Genomic DNA, 23,205 nt, shown 5'->3' with positions numbered 1-23,205 from the left:
CAGGTTGCTCCATGGATGGCTCCTCTCAGGATGCGTGCTTTCACAGACCCACCATGGCACAACGCGATGCCGTTAATGGGGCCATCCACACCCTCAATGGCGCCACAATGGACGACCCCAGAGCATGTTCGGCGTAGGCACGCGGAACTGGCGGTTCACCTTGTCCAGCGGACGTGGTGCCGATCTGTCCGGGATCGTCGTCCTGTGCGGCTTGCCACGGATAATCCCTTGGATCCCCAGCCCCTTCATCAACCTCCCGACCGAGCAACGCGCGATGTCGAATCCTTCGTGGCGCAGCTGCCGCCAGACCTTGCGCACGCCACGGCGCGCCCTGTCGGTCTGGCGCGCCGGGTCGGCCCGCTTCGCCAGATGGCTGAAGCAGGTGGAACGGCCGATCGGCAGCACCCTGCAGATCGGCTCGACCCCATGCATCCCCCGATGCGCATCGGTGAACGACACCATCACTTCGTCCGGCGGTCGAGCTCCGCCAGCGCAAAATACGCGCTCGCCTTGCGCAGAGTCTCATTGGCTTGCCGCAGTTTGCGGTTCTCGCGCCCCAGGGCCTTCAGCTTCGCGGCCATGTCGGTCGAGACGCCGGCGCGCCGGCCGCTGTCGACCTCGGCCTTCTTGACACAATCGTTCGGCGTGTTGGCCGAACAGCCGATCTTCGCGGAAATCGACACGATGACCTGCCGGCGCGATCCATGCGGACCCTCGCCGTCGAGAACCATCCGCGCCGTACGCTCGCGGACCTCAGGGGAAAACTTGTTCGTCGTCTTGCTCTTAATGCTCCATCCTACTCAAGAGTTGGAGCCTCCGGCAAACCCGGAGCGGGTCAAGGTGTCGCAAGAAGAAATTCGCCATGATCGTCAACGGATTGCCGTAGGGACACCCCCATCAGTCGAATCGTCTGATCCAGTCGAATGTCGCCTCAAGCGGGTCCAGCGGCTCGGGCGCGTCGAGCACGGGAACGACGTAATCCTCGAACCGCAACGACCTCAGTGCCGCATTCACCGCGCGGTAATCGTCGAGGATCAGCCCCTGGTTCACATCGCCCAGTTGCGGACGGGCGCCGGCCTGAACAATGATCCCGCCGTCAAAGCGCGCTATTGGCCGATCTGCACCCAGTGTTTCCCGCAGCTCTTCAGCAGGCGCGAGTGTGGCCAGCAGCTCATCGCCCAGAAACGTCAGCCAGTTGATCGAGAAATAGCCGTCGGCCCGCTTCCGGCGGACGGATTGTTCCGACATGAAGCGATCATCAAGGCCGCAATGCAGCCCGGGGAAGCGGGCGATATAGGGATAGCTGCCGGCGGTCGAGCCATAGATCCGGTCATATTGCAGACCAAAGCCGGCCATGCCGAAAATCGCCCCCAGCGTCGAGGCTGCTTTGCGGGCGCGTTCGGTCTGGCGGCGGAAATCGACTTCGGCATCCCAGATAAGGCTGGTCGAGAATTCGAGCAGCGATAGGTCCGCCGCTCCCTCCAGCCCGCCGCCGGCAAGGACGCTGCCGCCAAAGGCCGTCACGCCCATGTTGTCGGGTGTCCTGAACTCCTGTCCGAACAGGCCAAGGTCGATGCCCTGATCGTAACGCCCGCTCGCATGAAGCTGCCGGATCGCCAGTTCCGAGCGTTGGCGAAAGCGGGCCGCGTCGAATGGCTCTGGTCGGGCGGTTTCGCCGGCGCATTGCATATAGGCCAGATGCGGCGCCACGTCATCGGCCAGATCCGCCAGAGCCGTCAGCGCCCGGAACTGTCCGTCCAGCGTGTTCCCCCCCTCGAAGAAAAGCGCCAGCTTGAAGACGATCCGCGCGGTCTCGTCCCCTTGCGGCGAGACAATGCGGACGGCGTCGAGGTCTCGGATCATTTGCAGCATGTCGGGCGTCATGTGGTTTTCCTTCACGATCCGGCAGCGGCCGCAAGGCCCGCGCCCCCCACGGCAAGGCCGCACACCCCGGCCGAAGCAAGCACACAGGCGCCGACCGCGACGACTCCCGCAGCACCCAGCAGCCACCAGCCCAGGTTCGAATCCGTCTGCGGCGCCGGGGCGGGCGCCGGTTGCTGGACGGGCCGGCTGCCCTGGCAATTGTTGCAGTCCTGGGGAATGTTCATCAACTGCAACTGTTTTCCGTTCATCCGCGCGATCTGGAATATCGCTGTTGCTGCGTGCCCCGCAAGCGGTCGCCGGGGAACTTCATCTCGATGAACTCGACCGGCTGACCGGCGGCAACCGTCGTCGCGTCAAGACGTGAGCCGGGGACGCCATAGCGCGTCGGCAAAGCGGCAATGGCGGTCGCGACGCAGGTCTGGTGCTATCCAGCAGCTCGGCCACGAGATAGGTCTCGGCCACGATCAGGATTTGCGCCGACCCTGTTTCTGGGCGGCAAAGGCCAAGTCCAGAAGGCTGCTCCGGTCGGCGAAGGAAAGGGCGATGTTGTCCGGGGACACCGACCAGCGCTCTGCCAGTCTGGACCGGAGCGGATCGGCGTGGCCGCCCTTTCCACCCATGCGGAAGACACAGGGAAAAGCGGGTTGCCTGCGCCACATCGAAGCCCTGACCGGCAAGATCCTTGACAGCAAGCGTCGCGAGCCGGGCCAGCCGTTCCAGCGGATCGTGGATGTCGTGCAGCGGCCAGACCGGCGCCAGAGTCATCGGCAGGCCGTCGATGCCGATGGCCTTGCGGTCGCGGCTCGGCCCCATCTCGCCGTCGTCGAGGGCCGCAAGCGTCTGCTGCAAGCTGCTGCCCAGCGAGGTGACGGCGCCAATGCCAAGGATGCGGGCTGTCATGTCATCACCAGCCCTGCCGCCTGAGACATCAGCATCGTGGATTCCGACAGCTTGCCGTCCTGGCCCGGGCAGGGAACCGAACTGTTCCAGACCAATGTCGCTCGGCGGTCCTGGGCATCGATGGCGAGCGTGATCAGGCGCATGTGGCTGGTCAGGGTGGCGTTGGCAATGCGTGTCCGCACCTCGGAAATGATCTGAGGCACGCGAAACTCCAGCGAGGGGCCGGCTCCGGCATTGCGCACCTGCACGCTTTCGCCGCCGCGCAGGTCGGCCCATTGACCGACGGGTGCGGATTGGTGGAAAGCGGAGTCGAAATCCGCCGGCGGCAGAGGCCGACGCGTCCTGGCCCAATGGTCGTCATAGGTGACCTTCGTTCATTCTGCGGATTGCCCGACCTGTTCGCGCAGCGCGTCCAGCACGAGCCGGTCGACAAAGCTCGAGTGCATCGCCAGCCCCATGGCCTCGGCGCTTTCGGGATAAGCGCTCAGCGAGGAATACCCCACCAAATCGGCAGGACCGAGCACGAAGAACCCCCGCGCACCCATCTTGCGCCCCTCGGCCCAGTCCAGCCGGTCAAGGAAAAGCCCCTGCACCGCATCGGGGGCAAAGCCCTTCAGCCGGTTCTCGCTCATCGGCTTGCGCGAGAACTGCACCTGAGGCGCAAGGTTCTGCATCAGCAGATCCGACATCGCGGTGGCGATGTCACGCAGCGGCGCGTCCTTGGCCTTGGCGCCGGCGGGCACCGCAATGCCGAAGATGCCGATGGCGCTGTTGCCGCCCTCATCCGCCTTGTCCAGCCAGATGGCGGCGGATACCGGCGCGGCCGAGCCCGTGTCGCTGCCAAAGGCCTGCCAATGCGCCGGCAGCGGATAGCGCAGGCTCCCGCCCGAGGGCAGCCGCAATTCGTGCTGCCGCAGCCCGCCGATGATCGAATCCGCCACGCTTTCGTTCTGGAACTCCAGCGACCCGACCATGGCGGCGATCCGCGGTGCCTGCGCGTCGAAATCCTCAAGCGTGGTATCGGCGCGCAGGATCAGCAGGTCGGTGCCGCGCCGCCAGACGCTGATCCGCGTCCTGCGGCCAAAGCCGCTGTCGTCCTCGCCGGTCATCACCTCGCCGAAATCGCGCGCATCGCCATCGACGCCGTAATTCCTGGGCCCCCATGACCGCGCCAGCAGGCGGCCGTAATCCGCGGCGATGGCCACGCGCTCGGGCGGGATGCTGGCACAATAGACCGAGATTTCAAGCTGGTCGCGGTCCTCGGGCCTATAGCCTAGCCAGAGGCGCTCGAACCGGGCGAACATGCCCGCCGCGTCGAAATCCTTGACCGGCTGCGGGCTTTCGAACCATTCCAGTCCCTCGGGCAAGGCGGTGCGGAATTCCAGACTGGGGAAGTCCGGCAGCGCCAGCGCCCGATCCGAGAACGCGGCCTTGCTGCGCGTCAACGCGCCCGTGCCTGAGTCCTGTGCCAATGCCCTTCTTCCGTTCAATACCAGCAATCCAGCGGCAAGGCCGGCCGAAGCCAGCAGAGTCCGGCGTTTCATCTGTCCCCTGACCCGTCCGGAGACCGGTCGCGCGGCCGCTGCGCCCTTCGGTCGGGGCATCAGAAGAAATCCGTCACCAGCGCAAACAGCCGTCCCGAGGGCAGCCGCAACAAATAGACGTTCTTGCGCAATTCGCGGCTGAAACCGCCCGAAAACCCCAACTCGGCCAGGTCGAGACCGGCAAAGACCTCGGGATCGAGCGCCGCCAGCAAATGCAGCGGCGCCTCGGCCTCGTCGCTGGCCGGAGCGAACCGCCAGTCCGCAGGGGCGGCTGCCGCGTCGATCTCGACCAGCGCGACCAGGTCGCTGGAATAGGCCGACTTGTCGCAGGACGCCGGGCCGATGATGCGCGGCGCCTGCCCTAGCACCTCTGACAGCGCGGTTTCCACCACCGCCAGATTTCCAGAGGTACATTCGGTCCGGGTCATGGACGCCCCCCTTTCTGCTGACGAAAAAACGGGAAACAGCGCGACCGCCAACAGGCCGGCGGCGCAGGACAGAAGCCATCTCATCGCACCGTCCCCTCGGACCGGGCGCTGGGCTGCGGTGCCGGGCCGGGCAGGTTCGAACCGATCCGCACCCAGTCGGATCCTGCCCTTTCGTGCAGTCCGATGTCATCTCGTGCAATTGAGTGACAATCCAATTTCTGGCTTCACATCGAAGATGTCAACGGTTCAAATCCGTCATCGCCCACCATGTTTCGAAAGGCGCTAAGGCAGGTTTAACAACCCCTTAGCGCCTTTTTCATACCCCTCGCGACATCTCACCCTTTCCGAAGATGTCCGCGGTCACCACGCGGTCACCGGAATTCGGACGCGGTTGTTGTGTGACACCAATACTTGCAGGGAAATGCGAAGAAACCCACCGCTCCGGAGTTGCAGCAACGTTACAACAACGGAAGATGGATTGTGCCCAAACTTCCCAGGCAGAAACTGAGATGCCATTGAGTTCCTTGGGATTTTGCCAAAGATGCGCTGAAATCGATCTTCGGGGGAAGGCTGGTACCCGAGGTCGGACTCGAACCGACATGCCTTGCGGCGGCGGATTTTGAATCCGCTGCGTCTACCATTCCGCCACTCGGGCCTTCCACGCCACCGCGTAAGGCGCTGCGCGCGCTTTTGCAAGAGGCCGCGTCAGGCGCGGCCCAGCTTCTCCATACGCGCCGCCCGCATCCGCGCGAAATCGTCGCCGGCGTGATACGAGGACCGCGTCAAGGGCGTCGCCGAGACCATCAGGAAGCCCTTGCCATAGGCGGCCTTCTCATAGCTCTTGAATTCCTCGGGGGTCACGAAGCGATCGACGCGGTGATGCTTGGGCGTCGGCTGCAGATATTGCCCGATGGTCATGAAGTCGATGTCGGCGGCGCGCATGTCGTCCATGACCTGCAACACGCCCTGGCGGTCCTCGCCCAGGCCGACCATGATGCCCGACTTGGTGAACATGCCGGGGTCGAGTTCCTTCACCCGCTGCAACAGCCGCAGCGAGTGGAAATAGCGCGCGCCGGGCCGCACGGTCGGGTAGAGCCCGGGCACGGTTTCCAGGTTGTGGTTGAACACGTCGGGCCGCGCCTCGACCACGGTCTCCAGCGCGGCGGGGCCGCATTTCAGGAAATCCGGGGTCAGCACCTCGATGGTGGACTTGGGCGAGCGGTGGCGGATGGCGCGGATGGTCTGGGCGAAATGCTCGGCCCCGCCGTCGCCCAGGTCGTCGCGGTCGACCGAGGTCAGCACGACATGGTTCAGCCCCAGCTTCTGCACGGCATGGGCGACGCGGCCCGGCTCGAAGGCGTCCAGCGCATCGGGCTTGCCGGTCTGCACGTTGCAGAAGGAACAGCCGCGGGTGCAGATCTCGCCCATGATCATCATGGTGGCGTGGCCCTGGCTCCAGCACTCGCCGACGTTCGGGCAGCCCGCCTCTTCGCAGACGGTGGACAGGCGATGCTCGCGCAGCAGATCGCGCGTGTCCTTGTAGCCCTGGCTGGTCGGCGCCTTGACCCGGATCCAGTCCGGCTTCTTGGGCTGGGACTGGTCGGGGCGATGGGCCTTCTCGGGGTGGCGCAGAACCGGGGGCATGTCCGCCATGTCGGCATCCTTTGCTGATTTCCGGCATAACTAAGGGTTTTTCGCCCCTTGATCAACGGTCCTGCAGGGTGCATCTAAAGCCCGTCGATGCCGCGCCGCAGCATCGGCCTGAGGGAGGAGCGGATGTTGAAAGGACCAAAGATGAAAAAAGGCGATCTGCTTCCCGACGTGACCTTCCAGACCCGCGTGCGCGACGAGGCCGTGGGCGGCCCGAACCCCTATCGCTGGCAGGCGATGACCACGGCCGACTATTTCGCCGGCAAGCGCGTGGTGCTGTTCTCGCTGCCCGGCGCGTTCACGCCCACCTGCTCGACCTACCAGCTGCCCGGCTTCGAGAAGGCCGCCGATGAAATGGCGACCCTGGGCATCGACGCGATCTATTGCATGTCGGTCAACGACAGTTTCGTGATGAACCAATGGGCCAAGGGCCAGAACCTTGAAAACGTGAAGGTGATCCCGGACGGCTCGGGCGCGTTCACCGACAAGGTCGGCATGCTGGTGCGCAAGGACAACCTGGGCTTCGGCGCCCGCAGCTGGCGCTATGCCGCCATCGTCAACGACGGCCGCGTCGAGGCCTGGTTCGAAGAGCCCGGCCGCTGCGACGACTGTCCCGAGGATCCCTATGGCGCCAGCTCGCCCGAATCGGTGCTGGAATGGCTGCGCGCCAACCCGGCGCAAGCCGCCGCCTGATCCGATCCTCCGGACACACGAAAGGGCGCCACCGGGGCGCCCTTTTTCATGGCCGTTGGCCTGCCGGGATCAGCCGATCAGCGGCGCGCCCGAGCCATAGGTCTCGCGGTAGTGGCGTTCCAGCCGCATCAGCGCCAGCCGCAGCACGATCTTGCCCGAGCGCGCCGACCAGCCCAGCCGGCGCTCGGTCATCTCGACCCCTTCGAGAAAGCAGCAGACCCGCAGGCACATGTCGCCCATGCCCGGCCCCAGCTCGCGCAGCGCCGCCGCGACCCGGTTGCGCGCCCCTTCGGAACCGCCGCCCATCCCGGCCGAGACCCGCGACACGTCGACGCCCGAAGTCAGGAAGCGGTCCCAGTTCTGCGTGACGCGCGGTCCCATCTGCGCCAGCTCGAAATCCTCGCGCAGGCGCTCGCCGGCGGCGACCAGGTCGGGGGCAAGGAACGGCCGGCCGTCCGGTTCGCGCCGTCGCGCCAGCATCAGCAGCGGGCTTTCCGCGATATTGATCCGGGTGCGGCGGCGGCGGCCGTCCTCGGGGTCGGTGATCTCGCGCTCTTCCCAGTGCCGATGCCGGTCGGCATGGCTGAAGGCGGCGGCCTCCTCGGCGCAGCCCGCCAGTTCGGGCGCCACCGGGTCGGCCAGGCTGAAATCGGCGCCCTGCGGCATGGCATTGCCGCGCCGGGCCGCCAGCATCGCCCGCAGCGCCTCGCGGCCCTGGCCCGAGATCGCATAGCGGCTGACCCGGCCCTGCCCCAGCAGCTGCACCCAGGCGCGGATCGCCATGTGCTCGGCCAACTCACGGTCCAGAATGGCGGTGCGGATGTCGTCGCGCACGACGATGGCCTTGTCCATGCCGTCGGCCACCACCATCTGCGCGCCGGGCTCGGCCAGCCGGCGCAGGATGCGGGCGATCTGTCGCATGCCGGTGCGGCCCGGCGCCACCGGCGCGGCACCGCGGTCGCGATCCGCGGCGCGCTCGACCGCCTGATCGACCAGCGGATCGTCGCGGCGCGCCTCGAAGCGGCGAATGCGGCGCAGGATCGTCGAGGCGTGGCAACCCGCCTCGCGCGCCAGCGAGCGGATGGTCTCGCCGCCCTCGACATGGCGCAGATACAGTTTCAGGTCACCGTCCCGGGTCTGGGAGTCCGTCCCCGCATCGGGCCCTTCACAGGCCGAGACCCCGAAGCCGGCAGGCAGGGCGGCGATCGGGGCTTCCGGGGCAAAGTCTCCCGTCAAAATCGTCATGGTCATTCCTTCGCTTCCTGCAGACGAGCGGGCAGGCGCTCGCCCATGGGTTGTGTCACCTCCCGCCTCACCAAGACAGGATCAGGCCGAGATGGAGCGATATTTGCTAAGAATTCCTAAAGATTCCTTGCCGCGCCGCGCGCAGCACGGCAACGGGACGCAACACACGCATTGGTTGTGCAAATTTTCCCCGGTTCCACTGGGAAACGGAGAAAGCGCCATGACGATGATGAGCAATGTGATCGCCTTCCAGCTCCGGCTCGGCCAGCCGCAGATGCGCCGGCCGCGGCTCTTGGTGCGGGCTGCGCGGGTGGGTCTGGCGGGCTGGAACCGGCGGCGCGACCTGCGCCGGCTGCTGAAATGCGACGAGACGCCGCTGGCCGGCGCCGCCCTGGCCCGGCTGCGCGCCGAGGAAGCGCAGCTCGACACTATCCGCCGCGAGGGGCGCGCCGATTACGACGTGCACCGCCATATCATGCTGCTGATCGCCATCCTGGCCGAGACGGCCGATGCCGCCCCGCGCCCGCTGCCGGCTACTTGCCTCTGAACAGCGAGCCCAGCACGCCGCGCACCAGCGCCTGGCCGGTCTTGGTCCCCAGCTGCCGCGCCAGACTCTTGCCGAAGGTCGTGGCGATGGAATCGCTGGTCGAGGCCCGGCTGCTGCGTTTCGCCGGCGCCTCGTCGGGGATCTGGATCCGGGGATCATAGCGCCGGCCGCGGCTGTGCGGCTTTTCCATCGTCCACAGATCGTCGTCGCCCGGGGCCTCCGGCCGCGCCGCCTGCGCCGCGGCCTTTTCGGCGCGGCTGGCCAGGATCTCGGCCGCCGATTCGCGGTCCAGTGCCTTGCCGTATTTCAGCGCCATCGGGCTTGCCGCGTTCAGCGCCGCGCGCTCGGCATCCGCGATCGGGCCAAGCTGCGACAGCGGCGGGCGGATCAGGGTGCGCTGCGCCACGCCCGGCACGCCCTTGGCCTCCAGCAGCGAGGTCACGGCCTCGCCGGTGCCGACGGCCTGGATCGCCTCGGCGATGTCGAAATCGGGATTGGCGCGATAGTTCTGCGCGGCGAGCTTCAGCGCCTTCTGGTCCTTGGCGGTAAAGGCGCGCAGCGCGTGCTGGACGCGGTTGCCAAGCTGCCCCAGCACCGATTCCGGCAGGTCGGCCGGGTTCTGGCTGATGAACCACAGGCTGACGCCCTTGGACCGGATCAGCCGCGCCACCTGCTCGATCTTGTCGACCAGCGCCGGCGGAGCATCGTCGAACAGAAGATGCGCCTCGTCGAAGAAGAAGGCGACGCGCGGCTTGTCCGGGTCGCCGACTTCGGGCAGCTGTTCGAAAAGTTCGCTCATCAGCCACAAAAGGAAGGTCGCGTAAAGCCGCGGCGCGTTCATCAGCCGCTCGGCCGACAGGATGTTGATCATCCCCTTGCCCGAGGCATCCAGCCGCATGATGTCGGAAAGCTCCAAGGCCGGCTCGCCGAAGAGCCGGTCGCCGCCCTCGCCTTCCAGCACCAGCAACGCGCGCTGGATGGCGCCGACCGAGGCGGTCGAGACATTGCCGTATTTCAGCGACAGCTCCTTGGCGTTCTGCCCGACCCAGACCAGCATGGCCTGCAGGTCCTTCATGTCCAGAAGCGCCAGCCCCTCTTCGTCGGCGACGCGGAAGGCGATGTTCAGCACCCCCTCTTGCGCATCGGTCAGGCCCATCAGCCGCGACAGCAGCAAGGGCCCCATCTCGGCCGGCGTGGTGCGGACCGGGTGGCCGCGCTCGCCCCAGATGTCCCAGAAGGTGACCGGAAAATCCTCGTATTCCAGCGCCATGCCGATCTGCGCCGCCCGCGCCTGGAACGGCTCGTTCAGCTTGCCGGCGGGATCGCCGGGCTTTGCGATGCCGGCCAGGTCGCCCTTCACATCGGCCATGAACACCGGCACGCCCGCCTTGGAGAACGATTCGGCCAGCACCTGCAGCGTCACCGTCTTGCCGGTCCCGGTGGCACCGGCGATCAGCCCGTGGCGATTGGCGTATTTCAGCAGCAGGTTCTGCGGCTGGGCATGATCAGCGCCGCCGCCGCCCAGAAAGACCGTTCCCGCGGCCAGATCGACGATATCTGTCATATTTTCTCCTCGGATCGGCAAAAAAACGCGGGCTGCGACAAAAGGACAATACAACCGTAAGAATTTTGTGCCAGTCTGTTCCTGTCGGGCCATCGCATCGGCGGCGGGCCGGCTTTCCTCCCTGTTGGACTGCCGCGCCTCTGGCGCGGCTTTTTTTTGCATCCCGGTGCCGATCACATCGCGGTCATCACAATGTAACAATCTGTCGAATAGGATAGTTGACGGACCTTCGTTCCGGCTCTAGCTTTCCGAGCAATGATGACCGGCCAGTCCGGCAGGGAAGGTAAGCTGGGGATCCGGGGCGGCTGTCTTACGCTTCGGATCCCTCGCCTTTTCGGGCCCCGGCAAAGCCTGGCGCAGCAGGTTTTCGCCCATATCCCACTGGCACGCAAAGGTGACGCCCCGCGATGCGATCCGCCCTGACAAGGCGCAGCGCGCATGTTAGGAGCAGGGCCGATGCATGGACCAAAGGAAAGCACCATGGCAAATAGGACGTCCGCGGCATTGATCGCCGCCCTCTTCACCCTGACCGGCAGCGCCGCCAGCGTGATGGCGCAGGAAGCGGCCACCCCGGCCCAGCCCGCCGCCGAGGCCGCCGCCAGCGAAGCCCCTGCCAGCGAAACGCCCGCCGCCACCACGCCGGCCCCCGCCGCGCCCGCAACCGAGACCCCCGCTGCCGAAGCCCCCGCTGCCGACGGCGCACCCAAGGTCGGCCAGCCCTATGCCAAGTCGACGCATGGCGACTGGACCCTGCGCTGCATGAAGACCGAGACCGGCAAGGATCCCTGCGAGCTCTACCAGCTGCTCAAGGACCAGAACGATTCGCCGGTGGCCGAGGCCTCGGTGATCCCGATGACCGGCAATGTGCAGGCCGTCGTCACCTTCGTCGCGCCGCTGGAAACCGACCTGCAGGCCGGCTTGGGCCTGCAAGTCGACGCCGCCAAGGAAGGCCGCTATCCGTTCATGCTCTGCGCGCAGGTCGGCTGCATCTCGCGCATCGGCCTGGCCGATGCCGAGCTCGCCCCGCTGAAAAAGGGCAACAAGGCCACCGTCTCGGTGCTGCCCTTCGGCGCCCCGAAAGAGCAGATGGTCAAGCTGAACCTGTCGCTGAAAGGCTTCACCGCCGGCATGACCGCGCTGGTCGAGGCGAACAAGGACCTGGCCGCCGCGCCGGCCACCCCGGCCCCGGCAGCCCCGGCCGCCGCACCCGCCGCTGCCCCGGCCGAGGCGCCCCAGCAGTAACGGCCCCCCGCATGGGAAATCGGGCCGGGGAAACCCGGCCCTTTTTTCATGGCCGTCGCCCGCGCGGCGGCCTGGCCTTCACCGTTTCACAAATACTCACGCTGCCCGCGCCACCACCCCCGGCGGCCGGCACGGCAAAGGGGCGCCCGCCAAGGCGCCCCTCGAAAGAAGCGTGGCCCCGGATCACTCGACCGGCAGGGCGACGAAGCGCGGCTCGCCGGCGCGGCGCACCATGACCAGGATCGACTTGCGCCCGGCCTCGCGCGCCTCTTTCACCCGCCCCTCCAGGTCGGCGAGCGAGGTCACCGGCTGCTGGCCGGCCTCGGTGATGACATCGCCGGCGGTCAGGCCCTTGTCGGCGGCGGCGCCGGTCGGATCGACCGATTGCACCACCAGCCCCTGCATGTCGCGCGACACGCCCAGCTCGGCCGCGATCTCGGGCGTCAGCGGCGCCAGCGTCATGCCCATCAGGTCGCTCGCGGTTTCCCTGGCGCTGTCCACCTTGCCCGAACCCGAACCCTCGGCCAGTTCGCGCCGGCCCAGCGTCACCTTCAGTTCGACCGGCTTGCCCTCGCGCTGCACGGTCACGTCCACCGCCTTGCCGACCGGCGCATCGGCCACGCGGCGCACCAGGTCGCGCGGGTCCTTGACCTCGCCGCCGGCGAAGCTGGTGATCACGTCGCCCGCCTTCATCCCGGCATCGGCGGCGGGCCCCGAGGGCACGTCCGTGACCATGGCGCCGCTCGCTTCGGCCAGGCCCAGCGAATCGGCAATGTCCTGCGTCACCGGCTGGATCTTGACCCCCAGCCAGCCGCGCCGGGTCTCGCCGAATTCCTCGAGCTGCTCGACCACCTTCGAGACCACGTTCGAGGCCATCGAGAAGCCGATGCCGATCGAGCCGCCGTTCGGCGACAGGATCGCGGTGTTCACCCCGATCACCTCGCCGTCCATGTTGAACAGGGGCCCGCCCGAGTTGCCGCGGTTGATCGCCGCGTCGGTCTGGATGAAATCGTCATAGCTGCCCGACAGCGCGCGGTTCCGGGCCGAGATGATCCCGGTCGAGGCCGAGAAGCCCTGCCCCAGCGGGTTCCCCAGCGCCAGCACCCAGTCGCCCACGCGCCCCTTGTCGCTGTCGCCGAACTTGACGAAGGGCAAGGGGTCCTTGCTTTCGACCTTCAAGACGGCGATGTCCGTCTTGTCGTCGCGGCCCACCACCTTGGCCGGCAGCGTCTTGCCCGAGAAGAACTCGACCTCGATCTCGTCGGCGCCTTCGATCACATGGTTGTTGGTGACGATCAGCCCCTCGGGCGAGACCACGAAGCCCGAGCCGAGCGCATTCGAACGCTGCTGCTCCATCGGCCCGCCGCCGAACGGGTTGCCGCCCTCGCCCTGCGGAAAGCCGGGAAAGCCGAATTCGCGGAACAGGTCGCTGAACGGGCTGCCCTCGGGCAGTTGCGGACCGCGCACCAGCGGCGTCGAGACGGTCGAGGTCGTGGTGATGTTCACCACCGCCGGGCTGACCTGCTCGACCAGGTCGGCAAAGCTCTCCGGCATGACGTTTTCCTTGCGCGCCTTGCTTTCGGGGGCGGCAAGCGGCTGGTTGTCATTGGCGGCGGCCTGCGGCGACTGGGCGGCGGGCGCCTGGGCCAGTGCCGGCGACAGCGCCAGCAGCAGCGCCAGCCCCGAGCCGGTCAGAAGAGGACGAAAAGAGGGTCTGTTCATCTGGATGGTCTCCTTCCATGCCGGGGCCGCGCGAACCGGTCCCATGGCAATCTGCTCATGTTCAAGGGGATTTTCGGTCCCGTTGCAAATGAACCACGCTCGCAAAGGATGAACTGATCGTGACTTGCAGGCAATGCCCGGGTTCAAGCCCGCCACGGCAAAAAGGTTCCGCTGCCGGGCGTTGCCCGGGCCACGGAACCCCTGCCCTGACGGTTTCAGTTCAGCTGCGCCGCCTCGCCCGCGCAAAGCAGCGTGACCAGCGTGCTCGCGCCGCGCATCTCGATGCCGGCGACATCGACGGGGCGGCGGTTCAGCGCCCCGCCCAGGATCTCGATCGAGCCGGTGCCGTGAAAGGTCGCGTCCAGCAGCCGCAGCACCGCCTCGCCGCGCAGTTCGGCCTCGATGCCGCCCGGAACCGCCTGCACCCGCTCGGGCGTGATGCGGCGCGCGCCGACCAGAAGCTCCATCCCCGCCTCCATCAGCTGCACCCGCTGGTGCCGCCGCAGGTGTTGCATTTCATGCAGGTGCCGTTGCGGACCAGCGTGTAATTGCCGCATTCGCCGCAGGGATCGCCCTCATAGCCCTGCATGCGCGCCTTGGTCCGCGCATCCATCGCCACCGGATCGGCCGAGGCCACCGCCAGCGTCGAAACCTGCGATTGCAGCACCAGCAGGTCCTGCGGCAGCCGCTTCCGCAGATAGCCGGTCGAGCTGATCTGCTTCAGCATCTCCAGCGAGCGCGAGGCCTTCTCGCCCACCGGCGCGACATTCGGCTGGCCCTCGGCCTCGCCGCCGCCCATGTCGTCGAAGCGCGCGCCCTGCGGCTGGACATGCGCGAGGTCCGTGCGGTCCAGATAGCTGACGGCCAGTTCGCGGAAGACATAGTCCAGGATCGAGGTCGCGTTCTTGATGCTGTCATTGCCCTGCACCATGCCCGCCGGCTCGAAGCGGGTGAAGGTGAAGGCGTCGACGAATTCCTCCAGCGGCACGCCGTATTGCAGGCCGACCGACACGGCGATGGCGAAATTGTTCATCATCGCCCGGAAGCCCGCGCCTTCCTTGTGCATGTCGATGAAGATCTCGCCCAAGGACCCGTCGTCATATTCGCCGGTGCGCAGATAGACCTTGTGGCCACCGATCACCGCCTTCTGGGTATAGCCCTTGCGGCGATGCGGCAGCTTCTCGCGGTTGCTGCGCACGGCCTCCTTGACGATGATCTTCTCGACGATCTTCTCGGCGATCACCGTGGCCTTTTCCTGCACATTGCCCGAGGCGAGGATCTCTTCGGCCTCCTCGTCGTCCTCGACCAGGGCCGAGGCCAGCGGCTGCGACAGCTTGGACCCGTCGCGATACAGCGCATTGGCCTTGACGCCCAGCGACCAGCTCAGCTCATAGGCCGCCAGCGCATCGGCGATGCTGGCGCTGTTCGGCATGTTGATGGTCTTGGAAATCGCGCCCGAGATGAAGCTCTGCGCCGCCGCCATCATGCGGATATGGCTTTCGACCGACAGGGTGCGGCTGCCCTTCTTGCCGCAGGCGTTGGCGCAGTCGAAGACCGGGTAATGTTCGGGGCGCAGATGCGGCGCGCCCTCCAGGGTCATGGTGCCGCAGACATGGTCGTTCGCGGCCTCGATCTGCGCGCGGGTAAAGCCCAGGTGCCGCAGCAGGTCGAAACCCGGATCGGCCAGCTTCGCGGCCGGGATGCCCAGCGTATCGCGGCAGAAATCCTCGCCCAGGGTCCACTGGTTGAAGACGAAGCGGATGTCGAAGGCCGCCGCCAGCGCCGCCTCGATCTTTTCCAGCTCGCGCGGGCCGAAGCCATGGCCGACCAGGCTGGTGTGGTTGATGCCGGGGCAATTCCCGAGGCTGGCGTGGCCGACGGCATAGGCCACGATCTCCTCGATCTGCGCCGGGCCGTAGCCCAGCGCCTCCAGCGCCGCCGGGACCGAGCGGTTGATGATCTTGAAATAGCCGCCGCCGGCCAGCTTCTTGAACTTCACCAGGGCGAAATCCGGCTCGATGCCGGTGGTGTCGCAATCCATCACCAGCCCGATGGTGCCGGTTGGCGCGATCACCGTGGCCTGGGCATTGCGATAGCCGTGCTCCTCGCCCAGGGTCAGCGCCTCGTCCCAGGCGCCCTGCGCCAGCGCCACCAGGCGCGGGTCGGGGCAGTTCGCGGCGTCCAGCTCGACCGGGCGGACGTTCAGCCCGTGATAGGCGCCGGTGCCGTGGGCGGCGGCGCGGTGGTTGCGGATCACCCGCAGCATGTGCGAGGCGTTCTTTTGGTAGCCCGGGAAGGGCCCCAGCTCGCCCGCCATCTCGGCCGAGGTGGCATAGGCGACGCCGGTCATCAGCGCGGTCAGCGCGCCGCACAGCGCCCGGCCCTCGGTCGAATCGTAGCCCAGGCCCATGGTCATCAGCAGCCCGCCGATATTGGCATAGCCCAGGCCCAGCGTGCGGAAGTCATAGCTGCGCTGCGCGATCTCGCGCGAGGGGAACTGCGCCATCAGCACCGAGATCTCCAGCGTCAGCGTCCAGAGCCGCGTGGCATGGATATAGCCCTCGGCATCGAAGCCCTGCCCGTTCCAGAAGGTCAGCAGGTTCATTGAGGCCAGGTTGCAGGCGGTGTCGTCCAGGAACATGTATTCGCTGCACGGATTGCTGGCCCGGATCGGCCCGTGCTCGGGGCAGGTGTGCCAGGCGTTGATCGTGTCGTGGAACTGGATGCCCGGATCGGCGCAGGCCCAGGCGGCATGGCCGATCTGGCTCCACAGCTCGCGCGCCGAGACGGTCTTGGCCACCTTGCCGTCGGTACGGCGCACCAGCTCCCACGGCTGGTCCTCGCGGACCGCGCGCAGGAAGGCATCCGTCACCCGCACCGAGTTGTTGGAATTCTGCCCGGAAACCGAGGCATAGGCTTCGGAATCCCAATCGGTATCGTAGCTGGGGAATTCAATCGAATCAAAGCCCTGGCGGGCATATTGCAGAACCCGGTTCACATAGGTTTCCGGGATCATGCTGCGTTTCGCGCTGCGTATCGCCGATTTCAACGCCGCGTTCCGGGCGGGGTCGGTGGCATGCTCGACGCTGCCGTCCCAGCCGCGGATCGCGGCGAAGATCTCGTTCAGCTTCCGTTCGTGCATCTTGGACCCGGCCACCAGGGCGGCGACCTTCTGTTCCTCGATGACCTTCCAGTTGATGAACTGCTCGATGTCGGGGTGATCCATGTCGCAGATCACCATCTTTGCGGCGCGTCGGGTCGTCCCGCCCGATTTGATCGCCCCCGCTGCGCGGTCTCCGATCTTCAGGAAGCCCATGAGCCCCGAAGACTTGCCGCCGCCCGACAGTTTCTCGCCCTCCCCTCGAAGGGACGAAAAATTGGTGCCCGTGCCCGAGCCATATTTGAAAAGCCGCGCCTCGCGGACCCACAGGTCCATGATGCCGCCGTCGTTCACCAGGTCGTCGCTGACCGACTGGATGAAGCAGGCATGCGGCTGCGGATGCTCATAGGCGCTGTCGGACTTGACCAGCGCGCCGGTCTTGAAATCGACATAGAAATGCCCCTGCGACGGGCCGTCGATGCCATAGGCCCAATGCAGTCCGGTGTTGAACCATTGCGGCGAATTCGGCGCCGCCATCTGCGCCGCCAGCATGAAGCGCATCTCGTCGTAATAGGCGCGGGCGTCTTCTTCGTTGGAAAAATACCCGCCCTTCCAGCCCCAATAGGCCCAGGCGCCGGCCAGCCGGTCGAAGACCTGGCAAGCCGAGGTCTCGCCGGTGCTGCGCTGATCCTCGGGCAGCTCCGCCAGCGCGGCCTCGTCCGGGACCGAGCGCCACAGGAATTCCGGCACGCCCTTTTCCTTGACCCGCTTCAGCCGCGCCGGCACCCCGGCCTTGCGGAAATATTTCTGCGCGATCACGTCCGAGGCGACCTGGCTCCAGCCCTGCGGCACCTCGACGGATTCGTTGCGGAACACGATACGCCCGTCCGGATCGCGGATCTCGCTCAGGGTTTTCGCAAATTCCATCCCGCCATAGGCGCCGCCCTCGGCCGTGGTGAAACGCCGCTCGATCCGCATGCCCGTCATCCCCTCATTGCCCCGCACCACCGCCCAGACGCCAGCGTCGCCCGCACCCGCAGGTGCGGCCCGACCTGCCCGGCAGGCGGCATCGGTAGCCATTCATTGAACTCTCGCCCGCGCCCACCAGGACCAGATCTGGGGTAGATGACCACAAGATCTGGTAGTGTCGTCGGCATGGGCTACAAATTGGCGCGAGCCCTCGCGCATTTCAATCAATTTTTTCGCTTTACAGCCCGGCCGCGACATCCTGTCAGCCGCGGCGCAGATTCGCCATCAATGCGTTGTTAACAACTGGGCTTTTGTGCACCGCCGCGAAAAGCCGAATGTTCAGGCCGGGTTCGGCGCCGCCGTTCAGGTGTTTTCCACAGGCTTGTCCCCATGAAACTCCCGCCGGGGTTGCAGCTTCGTTCCGGCCTTCACGTCAGAGGATTTTTTCGCTCCGGCAGGATCAGGTCGCGGTCGGTGACGATCATGTCCAGCGGCTGGTCGGTCGGCTCGCAGGGAATCGCCCGAATCTCCTGCACCGCATAGGCCAGGCCGATGGCGACGGTCGGGCCTTCGGCGCGCAGCATCTCCAGCGTGCGGTCGTAGAAGCCGCCGCCATAGCCCAGCCGGTTGCCGGCGCGGTCGAAGCCCGCCAGCGGCACGATCAGCACCTGGGGACGCAGCTCGGCCGAATCGGCCGGCGGATGGCTGGTGCCGAAGCCGCCGGGCTCGAGCCGGCCGTCATAGGCGCGAAACACCAGCGGCCGGGCCCGGCCGGGCACCACCGGCAGGCAGACCGGACCGTCATGCGCCGCCATGGCCGGGCGCGGGTCGGCCTCGTCCCGCATCGGCCAATAGCCGGCCAGCACCTTGCCGGCATGCGGCGCCAGCACGGCGATCAGCCGCTCGGCCATGGCGGCATCGTCGCCGCCCGCGGCGCGCGCCGCCAAAGCCTGCACGCGAAGTGCGGATTTCAGATCAGTATCCATGACGCCAACCCCAGAAAGGCAAAGAATCCCATCATATCCGTCATCGTGGTGACGAATGTCCCCGAAGCCAGCGCCGGGTCCAGCCCCAGCCGGCTGAGGCCCAGCGGCACCAGCACGCCCCCGGTCGCGGCGACGATCTGGTTCGCGATCATCGCCATGCCCAGCACCGCGCCGATCATCGGCGCGCCCAGGATCAGGCTGCCGGCCAGGAACAGGATCACCGCCAGCCCCAGCCCGTTCAGCATCCCCGCCGCCAGCTCGCGCAGGATGACGCGGCGGGCGTTGGCGCTGGTCAGTTCGCGCGTGGCCAGCGCCCGCACGGCGACGGCCAGCGACTGCGTGCCGGCGATGCCGCCGGTCGAGGCGACGATGGGCATCAGCGCCGCCAGGATCACCAGCTGCGTCAGCGTCGATTCGAAGCGCGAGATCACCAGCGCCGACAGCGAGGCGGTGAACAGGTTCGTCACCAGCCAGGGCAGCCGCTGCCGCGCGGTCTGGAACGGCCCGTCCGAGACGTGGCTGTCGTCCGAGACCCGGGCCATGCGCAGGAAGTCCTCCTCATGCTCCTCGTCCAGCACCGACATGGCGTCGTCGATGGTGATGACGCCGACCAGCCGGTCGTCCTCGTCCACCACCGGGGCCGAGATCAGGTGATACTTGTTGAAGACATAGGCCACGTCGCCTTCCTCGGCCCGGGCGCTGATGGTGCGGAAACTGTCCTCGGTGATGGCGCGCAGGGCCACGTCGCGGCGCGAGGCCAGAAGCTTGCCCAGCGTGACATAGCCGACCGGGTGGCGGCGCGGATCGACCAGGATGACGTGATAGAACTGGTCGGGCAGCCATTCCTCGGCGCGCAGGAAGTCGATGGCCTCGCCCACGGTCCAATGCTCGGGGGCGGTCACCACCTCGGATTGCATCAACCGGCCGGCGGAATATTCGGGATAGTTCAGCGAGCGCTCGACCGCCGCCCGGTCGCTGTCGTCGAGCGCGGCCAGGATCTCCTGCTGCTCGGGCGCGTCCATGTCCTCGATCAGGTCGACGACGTCGTCGCTGTCCATCTCGCGCACGGCCTCGGCCAAGACTTCGCGCGGCAGCTGCTCGACCACCTCGTCGCGGATCGATTCGTCGATCTCGGACAGGATCTCGCCGTCGATCTCGCCGGAATAAAGATGCAGGAACTCGCGCCGCCGGGCGGGCGTCAGCTGCTCGATCAGGTCGGCGATATCGGCGGCGTGCATCGGCTCCAAGAGCCCGTCCAGCGCCGGGCCGTCGCCGGCGTCGATGGCGGCGTTGATCGCCTCCTGCCCGGCGCGGCTCAACTGGAAATCGTCCTCGGGGATCTCGGTCTCGGCTTCGCGGGGCTCGGTCATCGGCTGGCTCCTCGGAACTCGGGGGCTGGGGCGAGGATTTCGGTCGGCGCCACCATAGGGGCGCGGCGCGCGGGGCTCAATCGCGGTTCAGAAGCGCCAGCGCCTCGGCATGCAGTTCGGCCGAACCGGCGGCGAGGATGGTGCCGCCGTGATGCGCCGGGCCGCCCTGCCAGTCGGTGACGGTGCCGCCCGCCGCCCGCACCAGCGCGATGGGCGCGGCCACGTCATAGGGCTGCAACCCGGCCTCGATCACCAGATCGACATGGCCGGCGGCCAAAAGCGCATAGGCATAGCAGTCGAGGCCATAGCGGGTCAGCCGCACCTGGTCCGCGACGCGGCGAAAGGCGGTATGTTCGACGGGATTGCCGACCTCGGGATAGGTGGTCATCAGCGTCGCCTGCGCCAGCGCCACGCCCCGGCGCGTGGCCAGCGCCTGCTCGCCCGCGCGCGAGATCAGCCGGGCACGGCCGAAGCCGCCCTCGAAACGCTCGTCCAGATGCGGCTGGTCGACGATGCCATAGATCGGCCCCCCGGCATCCGAGAGGCCGATCAGCACGCCCCAGCTGGGCGCGCCGCAGATGAAGGCGCGGGTGCCGTCGATCGGGTCCAGAACCCAGGTCAGGCCGCTTTGTCCGTTCTGGACGCCGTATTCCTCGCCCAGGATCGCGTCCTCGGGGCGCTCGGCGGCCAGGATCGCGCGCATGGCGCGTTCGCTGGCCCGGTCGGCCTCGGTCACCGGGTCGAAGCCGGTGCCCGCCTTGTTGTCGGGATGCAGCCCGGGACTGCGGAACAGGCCCAGGGTCTCGATCCGGGCCGCGTCGGCCAGGCGATGCGCCACGGCCATGATCCGCTCGGCCCCTTCGACAGGGATGTCTTGGTTCGCGCTTGTCATCGCCTGCCCCCGTGCTTGCCTGGGCGCAGGTTTAGCCGCTCGGCTTCGGAAGCGGAAGCCTGTGCGGGCCGGCCGTCATTCAGGCCGCGTCGGACAGCACCCGGGCCAGTTCGAAGATCTGGCGGCGCTGCGCCTCGGGCATGGCGTAATAGGCCCGGACCAGCTGCAGCGCTTCCTTGTCGGCCAGGATGTCGCCCTCGACCGCGTCGTGCAGATGCCCGTCCTCGAGCCCTTCGAAGAAGAAGCTGACCGGCACGTCCACCGCCTGGGCGATGTCCCACAGCCGCGACGCCGAGACGCGGTTCATCCCGGTCTCGTATTTCTGGATCTGCTGGAACTTGATCCCGACCTTCTCGGCCAGCTGCTGCTGGGTCATGCCGATCATCCACCGCCGGTGGCGGATGCGCTTGCCGACATGGACGTCCACATTGTGCTTCATGGTAACACCTCACTCAATCTAAACGGGCGCTACACCAGTTTGACGCAATTTTCGAGTTCGATAATGTGGACCTGTCCAAAAAGACAATCGCGGACAGCCCTGCGGGCGGACTATCCGAAGCCCCGGGAAATACAGGAAAAACCAGCGCGAGATTCGCGTTTTCAGCCAGGAGTGTGAATCATGGGCAGCGACTGGAACATGATGCAAATCAAGGAAATGGCGGGACTTCCCGTGCCGGGCGTGCTGCGCCTGCCAGAACCCGGGCCGGGTCAGGTGCTGGTGCGGCTGCGCGCCGCTGCGCTGAATTTCGCCGATCTGCTGATGACCACCGGCCGCTACCAAGAGACGCCGCCCCTGCCCTTCATCCCCGGGCTCGAGGGCGCGGGCGAAGTGCTGGCCACCGGTCCGGGCGTCGATCTGGCGCCGGGCACCCGGGTCGCCGTGCAGGCCCAGGGCACCATGGCCGAGGCGAATCTCTTCGCCGCCGCCGATTGCCACCCGATCCCCGACGGCATGAGCCATGACGAGGCCGCGGGCTTCCTGATCGCCTATGGCACCAGCCATTTCGCCCTGACCCAGCGCGCCGGGCTGCGGGCGGGCGAGACGCTGGCCGTGCTGGGCGCCGCCGGCGGCGTCGGCCTGACCGCGGTCGAGATCGGCGCGGCGCTTGGCGCCCGCGTCATCGCCGTGGCCCGCGGCGCCGACAAGCTCGACATCGCCCGCGCCGCCGGTGCCGCCGAGACCATCGACAGCGCCACCTGCCCCGACCTGCGCGCGGCGCTGCGCGACCTGGGCGGTGTCGACGTGGTCTATGACCCGGTCGGCGACGCCCCGGGTGAGGCCGCCTTCGGCGCGCTGCGCCCCGGCGGGCGCTTCCTGGTCATCGGCTTTGCCGGCGGCAAGCCGCCCGCCCTGCCCCTGAACCACGCGCTGGTCAAGAACATCGCCATCCACGGCTTCTATTGGGGCGGCTATCGCAAGCTCGACCCCGCCGCCCTGCGCCAGGACATCGCGGCGCTGTTTTCGCTTTACGCGCAGGGCCGGCTGCGCCCGCATGTCGGGGCCACCCTGCCGCTGGCGCAGCTCGCCGAGGGCTATGCCCTGCTCGAGTCGCGGCGCTCGACCGGAAAGGTGATCGTTAGCCTGTGAAATTTTCGTCAAATGCCCCGCAATCCGACGTGATCGCATTGAAATCTTGTGCCGCGTGACCGATATTTGCGGGGATGGTGGGCCGTAGCGGCCGCACCGCGATTTTCGACCGGGGAGAACCTATGCAAGATTACAATTCGATCCGCACGGCCGGGACCGCGACGCGCTCGGCTGCCGTGGATGAAGGGCTGCGCGCCTATATGAACAAGGTCTACGGCCTGATGGCCGTGGCCATGCTGGTGACCGCCGGCGCCGCCTGGGGCATCTCGGGCCTGGCCATGAACCCGGACGGCACGCTGACCTCGCTTGGCGCCGCGATCTATACCTCGCCGCTGCGCTGGGTCATCATGTTCGCGCCGCTGCTGGTGGTCTTCGGCTTCGGCGCCGCGCTGAACCGGCTCTCGGTCTCGGCCGCGACGACCGTGTTCTATGTCTTTGCCGCGCTGATGGGCCTGTCAATCAGCTGGATCTTCATGGTCTACACCAGCTTCTCGATCATCCAGACCTTCCTGATCACGGCCATCGCCTTTGCCGGCCTGTCGCTTTACGGCTACACGACCAAGCGCGACCTGTCGGGCATGGGCACCTTCCTGATGATGGGCCTGATCGGGCTGATCGTGGCCTCGATCGTGAACATCTTCCTGAAATCCAGCGCCATGCAATTCGCCATCTCGGCGATCGGCGTGCTGATCTTTGCCGGCCTGACCGCCTTCGACACGCAGAACATCAAGAACACCTATCTGCAGCTGGCGAATTCGGACCGCGATTTCCTGGGCAAGGCCGCGATCATGGGCGCCCTGCAGCTCTACCTGGACTTCCTGAACCTGTTCATGTTCCTGCTGCAATTCATGGGCAACCGCGAGTGATCGCGACCCCAGGCT

Annotated in this window: 20 protein-coding genes, 1 tRNA gene, 2 pseudogenes and 1 other annotated feature; of the genes and pseudogenes, 5 read left to right on the top strand and 18 right to left on the bottom strand. The window is 67.1% G+C overall.

Going from position 1 to position 23,205, the window contains the following annotated elements:
- Window positions 1-117: 117 nt before the first annotated feature.
- The 9 genes and pseudogenes from E3D03_RS12550 to lipA form a co-directional block, all read right to left on the bottom strand.
- Window positions 118-731: pseudogene (locus E3D03_RS12550) on the bottom strand (IS3 family transposase); the annotation flags it as partial.
- Window positions 384-504, bottom strand: a sequence feature (AL1L pseudoknot). Its footprint overlaps the pseudogene before it by 121 nt.
- A gap of 166 nt (window positions 732-897) precedes the next feature.
- Window positions 898-1,884, bottom strand: coding sequence for a DUF3396 domain-containing protein (locus E3D03_RS12545; RefSeq protein WP_263567227.1), 987 nt, complete (start codon window positions 1,882-1,884; stop codon window positions 898-900).
- Between the two features lie 11 nt (window positions 1,885-1,895).
- Window positions 1,896-2,132, bottom strand: coding sequence for a hypothetical protein (locus tag E3D03_RS12540; protein ID WP_263567226.1), 237 nt, complete (start codon window positions 2,130-2,132; stop codon window positions 1,896-1,898).
- 58 nt (window positions 2,133-2,190) lie between these two features.
- Window positions 2,191-2,784: a hypothetical protein gene (locus tag E3D03_RS12535; protein WP_263567225.1), complete on the bottom strand. Its 594-nt coding sequence runs from the start codon at window positions 2,782-2,784 to the stop codon at window positions 2,191-2,193.
- Window positions 2,781-3,137: pseudogene (locus tag E3D03_RS12530) on the bottom strand (DUF2169 domain-containing protein); the annotation flags it as partial. The gene E3D03_RS12535 and the pseudogene E3D03_RS12530, both read right to left, overlap by 4 nt.
- A gap of 21 nt (window positions 3,138-3,158) precedes the next feature.
- Window positions 3,159-4,229 (bottom strand): hypothetical protein, encoded by a 1,071-nt coding sequence (locus E3D03_RS12525; RefSeq protein WP_263567224.1) that lies wholly within the window; start codon window positions 4,227-4,229, stop codon window positions 3,159-3,161.
- Between the two features lie 158 nt (window positions 4,230-4,387).
- On the bottom strand, window positions 4,388-4,756 hold the full coding sequence (locus tag E3D03_RS12520; protein ID WP_263567223.1) for a hypothetical protein: 369 nt from the start codon (window positions 4,754-4,756) through the stop codon (window positions 4,388-4,390).
- A gap of 571 nt (window positions 4,757-5,327) precedes the next feature.
- Window positions 5,328-5,411: transfer RNA gene (locus E3D03_RS12515), tRNA-Leu, on the bottom strand.
- Between the two features lie 50 nt (window positions 5,412-5,461).
- Entirely contained in the window at window positions 5,462-6,409 is a 948-nt protein-coding gene (lipA, locus tag E3D03_RS12510; protein ID WP_062560837.1) for a lipoyl synthase, read from the bottom strand.
- A 141-nt stretch (window positions 6,410-6,550) separates the two neighbouring features.
- Here lipA and E3D03_RS12505 point away from each other — a divergent pair, with 141 nt between their 5' ends.
- The gene (locus E3D03_RS12505) at window positions 6,551-7,099 is read left to right on the top strand and encodes a peroxiredoxin (RefSeq protein WP_062560838.1); all 549 of its coding nucleotides are present in this window, start codon (window positions 6,551-6,553) and stop codon (window positions 7,097-7,099) included.
- Between the two features lie 69 nt (window positions 7,100-7,168).
- Here the strand turns inward: E3D03_RS12505 and E3D03_RS12500 are convergent, their stop codons facing one another.
- On the bottom strand, window positions 7,169-8,350 hold the full coding sequence (locus E3D03_RS12500; protein WP_263567222.1) for a DUF6456 domain-containing protein: 1,182 nt from the start codon (window positions 8,348-8,350) through the stop codon (window positions 7,169-7,171).
- 214 nt (window positions 8,351-8,564) lie between these two features.
- Here E3D03_RS12500 and E3D03_RS12495 point away from each other — a divergent pair, with 214 nt between their 5' ends.
- On the top strand, window positions 8,565-8,891 hold the full coding sequence (locus E3D03_RS12495) for a DUF6477 family protein (RefSeq protein ID WP_263567221.1): 327 nt from the start codon (window positions 8,565-8,567) through the stop codon (window positions 8,889-8,891).
- Here the strand turns inward: E3D03_RS12495 and E3D03_RS12490 are convergent.
- Window positions 8,878-10,455 (bottom strand): DUF853 domain-containing protein, encoded by a 1,578-nt coding sequence (locus E3D03_RS12490; protein WP_263567220.1) that lies wholly within the window; start codon window positions 10,453-10,455, stop codon window positions 8,878-8,880. The two genes, E3D03_RS12495 and E3D03_RS12490, sit on opposite strands and share 14 nt — an antisense overlap.
- Before the next feature lie 480 nt (window positions 10,456-10,935).
- Here E3D03_RS12490 and E3D03_RS12485 point away from each other — a divergent pair, with 480 nt between their 5' ends.
- On the top strand, window positions 10,936-11,697 hold the full coding sequence (locus tag E3D03_RS12485; protein WP_263567219.1) for an invasion associated locus B family protein: 762 nt from the start codon (window positions 10,936-10,938) through the stop codon (window positions 11,695-11,697).
- Window positions 11,698-11,880: 183 nt separating this feature from the next.
- Here the strand turns inward: E3D03_RS12485 and E3D03_RS12480 are convergent, their stop codons facing one another.
- The 7 genes from E3D03_RS12480 to E3D03_RS12450 form a co-directional block, all read right to left on the bottom strand.
- Window positions 11,881-13,419 carry a DegQ family serine endoprotease gene (locus E3D03_RS12480; RefSeq protein WP_263567218.1) on the bottom strand — a complete coding sequence of 513 codons (1,539 nt, stop codon included), beginning with the start codon at window positions 13,417-13,419 and terminating at the stop codon, window positions 11,881-11,883.
- A gap of 215 nt (window positions 13,420-13,634) precedes the next feature.
- A complete protein-coding gene (locus E3D03_RS12475) occupies window positions 13,635-13,934 on the bottom strand; it encodes a hypothetical protein (RefSeq protein ID WP_062560842.1) in 300 nt (99 codons plus the stop codon).
- Complete coding sequence (locus E3D03_RS12470; RefSeq protein ID WP_263567229.1) at window positions 13,898-17,497, bottom strand: vitamin B12-dependent ribonucleotide reductase; 3,600 nt, start codon at window positions 17,495-17,497, stop codon at window positions 13,898-13,900. The genes E3D03_RS12475 and E3D03_RS12470 overlap by 37 nt, the downstream gene beginning before the upstream one ends.
- Before the next feature lie 419 nt (window positions 17,498-17,916).
- On the bottom strand, window positions 17,917-18,474 hold the full coding sequence (locus E3D03_RS12465) for a 5-formyltetrahydrofolate cyclo-ligase (RefSeq protein ID WP_263567217.1): 558 nt from the start codon (window positions 18,472-18,474) through the stop codon (window positions 17,917-17,919).
- Window positions 18,459-19,844, bottom strand: a complete 1,386-nt coding sequence (gene mgtE, locus E3D03_RS12460; protein ID WP_263567216.1) for a magnesium transporter — start codon at window positions 19,842-19,844, stop codon at window positions 18,459-18,461. The genes E3D03_RS12465 and mgtE overlap by 16 nt, the downstream gene beginning before the upstream one ends.
- 76 nt (window positions 19,845-19,920) lie before the next feature.
- Complete coding sequence (gene hisN / locus E3D03_RS12455; RefSeq protein WP_263567215.1) at window positions 19,921-20,736, bottom strand: histidinol-phosphatase; 816 nt, start codon at window positions 20,734-20,736, stop codon at window positions 19,921-19,923.
- A gap of 79 nt (window positions 20,737-20,815) precedes the next feature.
- Window positions 20,816-21,175: a helix-turn-helix domain-containing protein gene (locus E3D03_RS12450; protein ID WP_062560845.1), complete on the bottom strand. Its 360-nt coding sequence runs from the start codon at window positions 21,173-21,175 to the stop codon at window positions 20,816-20,818.
- Between the two features lie 180 nt (window positions 21,176-21,355).
- Between E3D03_RS12450 and E3D03_RS12445 the strand changes: the two genes are divergently transcribed.
- Together E3D03_RS12445 and E3D03_RS12440 are read left to right on the top strand one after the other, a co-directional pair.
- Entirely contained in the window at window positions 21,356-22,324 is a 969-nt protein-coding gene (locus tag E3D03_RS12445; protein ID WP_263567214.1) for an NADPH:quinone oxidoreductase family protein, read from the top strand.
- Window positions 22,325-22,446: 122 nt separating this feature from the next.
- On the top strand, window positions 22,447-23,190 hold the full coding sequence (locus E3D03_RS12440) for a Bax inhibitor-1 family protein (protein WP_263567213.1): 744 nt from the start codon (window positions 22,447-22,449) through the stop codon (window positions 23,188-23,190).
- Window positions 23,191-23,205: the final 15 nt, after the last annotated feature.

The organism is Paracoccus sp. DMF (assembly GCF_004407025.1).
GTDB lineage: Bacteria > Pseudomonadota > Alphaproteobacteria > Rhodobacterales > Rhodobacteraceae > Paracoccus > Paracoccus aminovorans_B.
The sequence above is the reverse complement of the archived record's forward strand: the minus strand, read 5'-3'. Positions and strand labels throughout refer to the sequence as shown.

Excerpts from the sequence above, each read along its gene's own strand:
- E3D03_RS12535 (WP_263567225.1), bottom strand. The coding sequence starts at position 2,784 with ATGACAGCCCGCATCCTTGGCATTGGCGCCGTCACCTCGCTGGGCAGC.
- E3D03_RS12450 (WP_062560845.1), bottom strand. The coding sequence starts at position 21,175 with ATGAAGCACAATGTGGACGTCCATGTCGGCAAGCGCATCCGCCACCGG.
- mgtE (WP_263567216.1), bottom strand. The coding sequence starts at position 19,844 with ATGACCGAGCCCCGCGAAGCCGAGACCGAGATCCCCGAGGACGATTTC.
- E3D03_RS12520 (WP_263567223.1), bottom strand. The coding sequence starts at position 4,756 with ATGACCCGGACCGAATGTACCTCTGGAAATCTGGCGGTGGTGGAAACC.
- E3D03_RS12480 (WP_263567218.1), bottom strand. The coding sequence starts at position 13,419 with ATGAACAGACCCTCTTTTCGTCCTCTTCTGACCGGCTCGGGGCTGGCG.
- E3D03_RS12465 (WP_263567217.1), bottom strand. The coding sequence starts at position 18,474 with ATGGATACTGATCTGAAATCCGCACTTCGCGTGCAGGCTTTGGCGGCG.
- E3D03_RS12540 (WP_263567226.1), bottom strand. The coding sequence starts at position 2,132 with ATGAACGGAAAACAGTTGCAGTTGATGAACATTCCCCAGGACTGCAAC.
- E3D03_RS12500 (WP_263567222.1), bottom strand. The coding sequence starts at position 8,350 with ATGACCATGACGATTTTGACGGGAGACTTTGCCCCGGAAGCCCCGATC.
- E3D03_RS12490 (WP_263567220.1), bottom strand. The coding sequence starts at position 10,455 with ATGACAGATATCGTCGATCTGGCCGCGGGAACGGTCTTTCTGGGCGGC.
- lipA (WP_062560837.1), bottom strand. The coding sequence starts at position 6,409 with ATGGCGGACATGCCCCCGGTTCTGCGCCACCCCGAGAAGGCCCATCGC.
- E3D03_RS12545 (WP_263567227.1), bottom strand. The coding sequence starts at position 1,884 with ATGACGCCCGACATGCTGCAAATGATCCGAGACCTCGACGCCGTCCGC.
- E3D03_RS12470 (WP_263567229.1), bottom strand. The coding sequence starts at position 17,497 with ATGCGGATCGAGCGGCGTTTCACCACGGCCGAGGGCGGCGCCTATGGC.
- E3D03_RS12505 (WP_062560838.1), top strand. The coding sequence starts at position 6,551 with ATGAAAAAAGGCGATCTGCTTCCCGACGTGACCTTCCAGACCCGCGTG.
- E3D03_RS12445 (WP_263567214.1), top strand. The coding sequence starts at position 21,356 with ATGGGCAGCGACTGGAACATGATGCAAATCAAGGAAATGGCGGGACTT.
- E3D03_RS12475 (WP_062560842.1), bottom strand. The coding sequence starts at position 13,934 with ATGCAACACCTGCGGCGGCACCAGCGGGTGCAGCTGATGGAGGCGGGG.
- E3D03_RS12485 (WP_263567219.1), top strand. The coding sequence starts at position 10,936 with ATGGCAAATAGGACGTCCGCGGCATTGATCGCCGCCCTCTTCACCCTG.
- hisN (WP_263567215.1), bottom strand. The coding sequence starts at position 20,736 with ATGACAAGCGCGAACCAAGACATCCCTGTCGAAGGGGCCGAGCGGATC.
- E3D03_RS12495 (WP_263567221.1), top strand. The coding sequence starts at position 8,565 with ATGACGATGATGAGCAATGTGATCGCCTTCCAGCTCCGGCTCGGCCAG.
- E3D03_RS12440 (WP_263567213.1), top strand. The coding sequence starts at position 22,447 with ATGCAAGATTACAATTCGATCCGCACGGCCGGGACCGCGACGCGCTCG.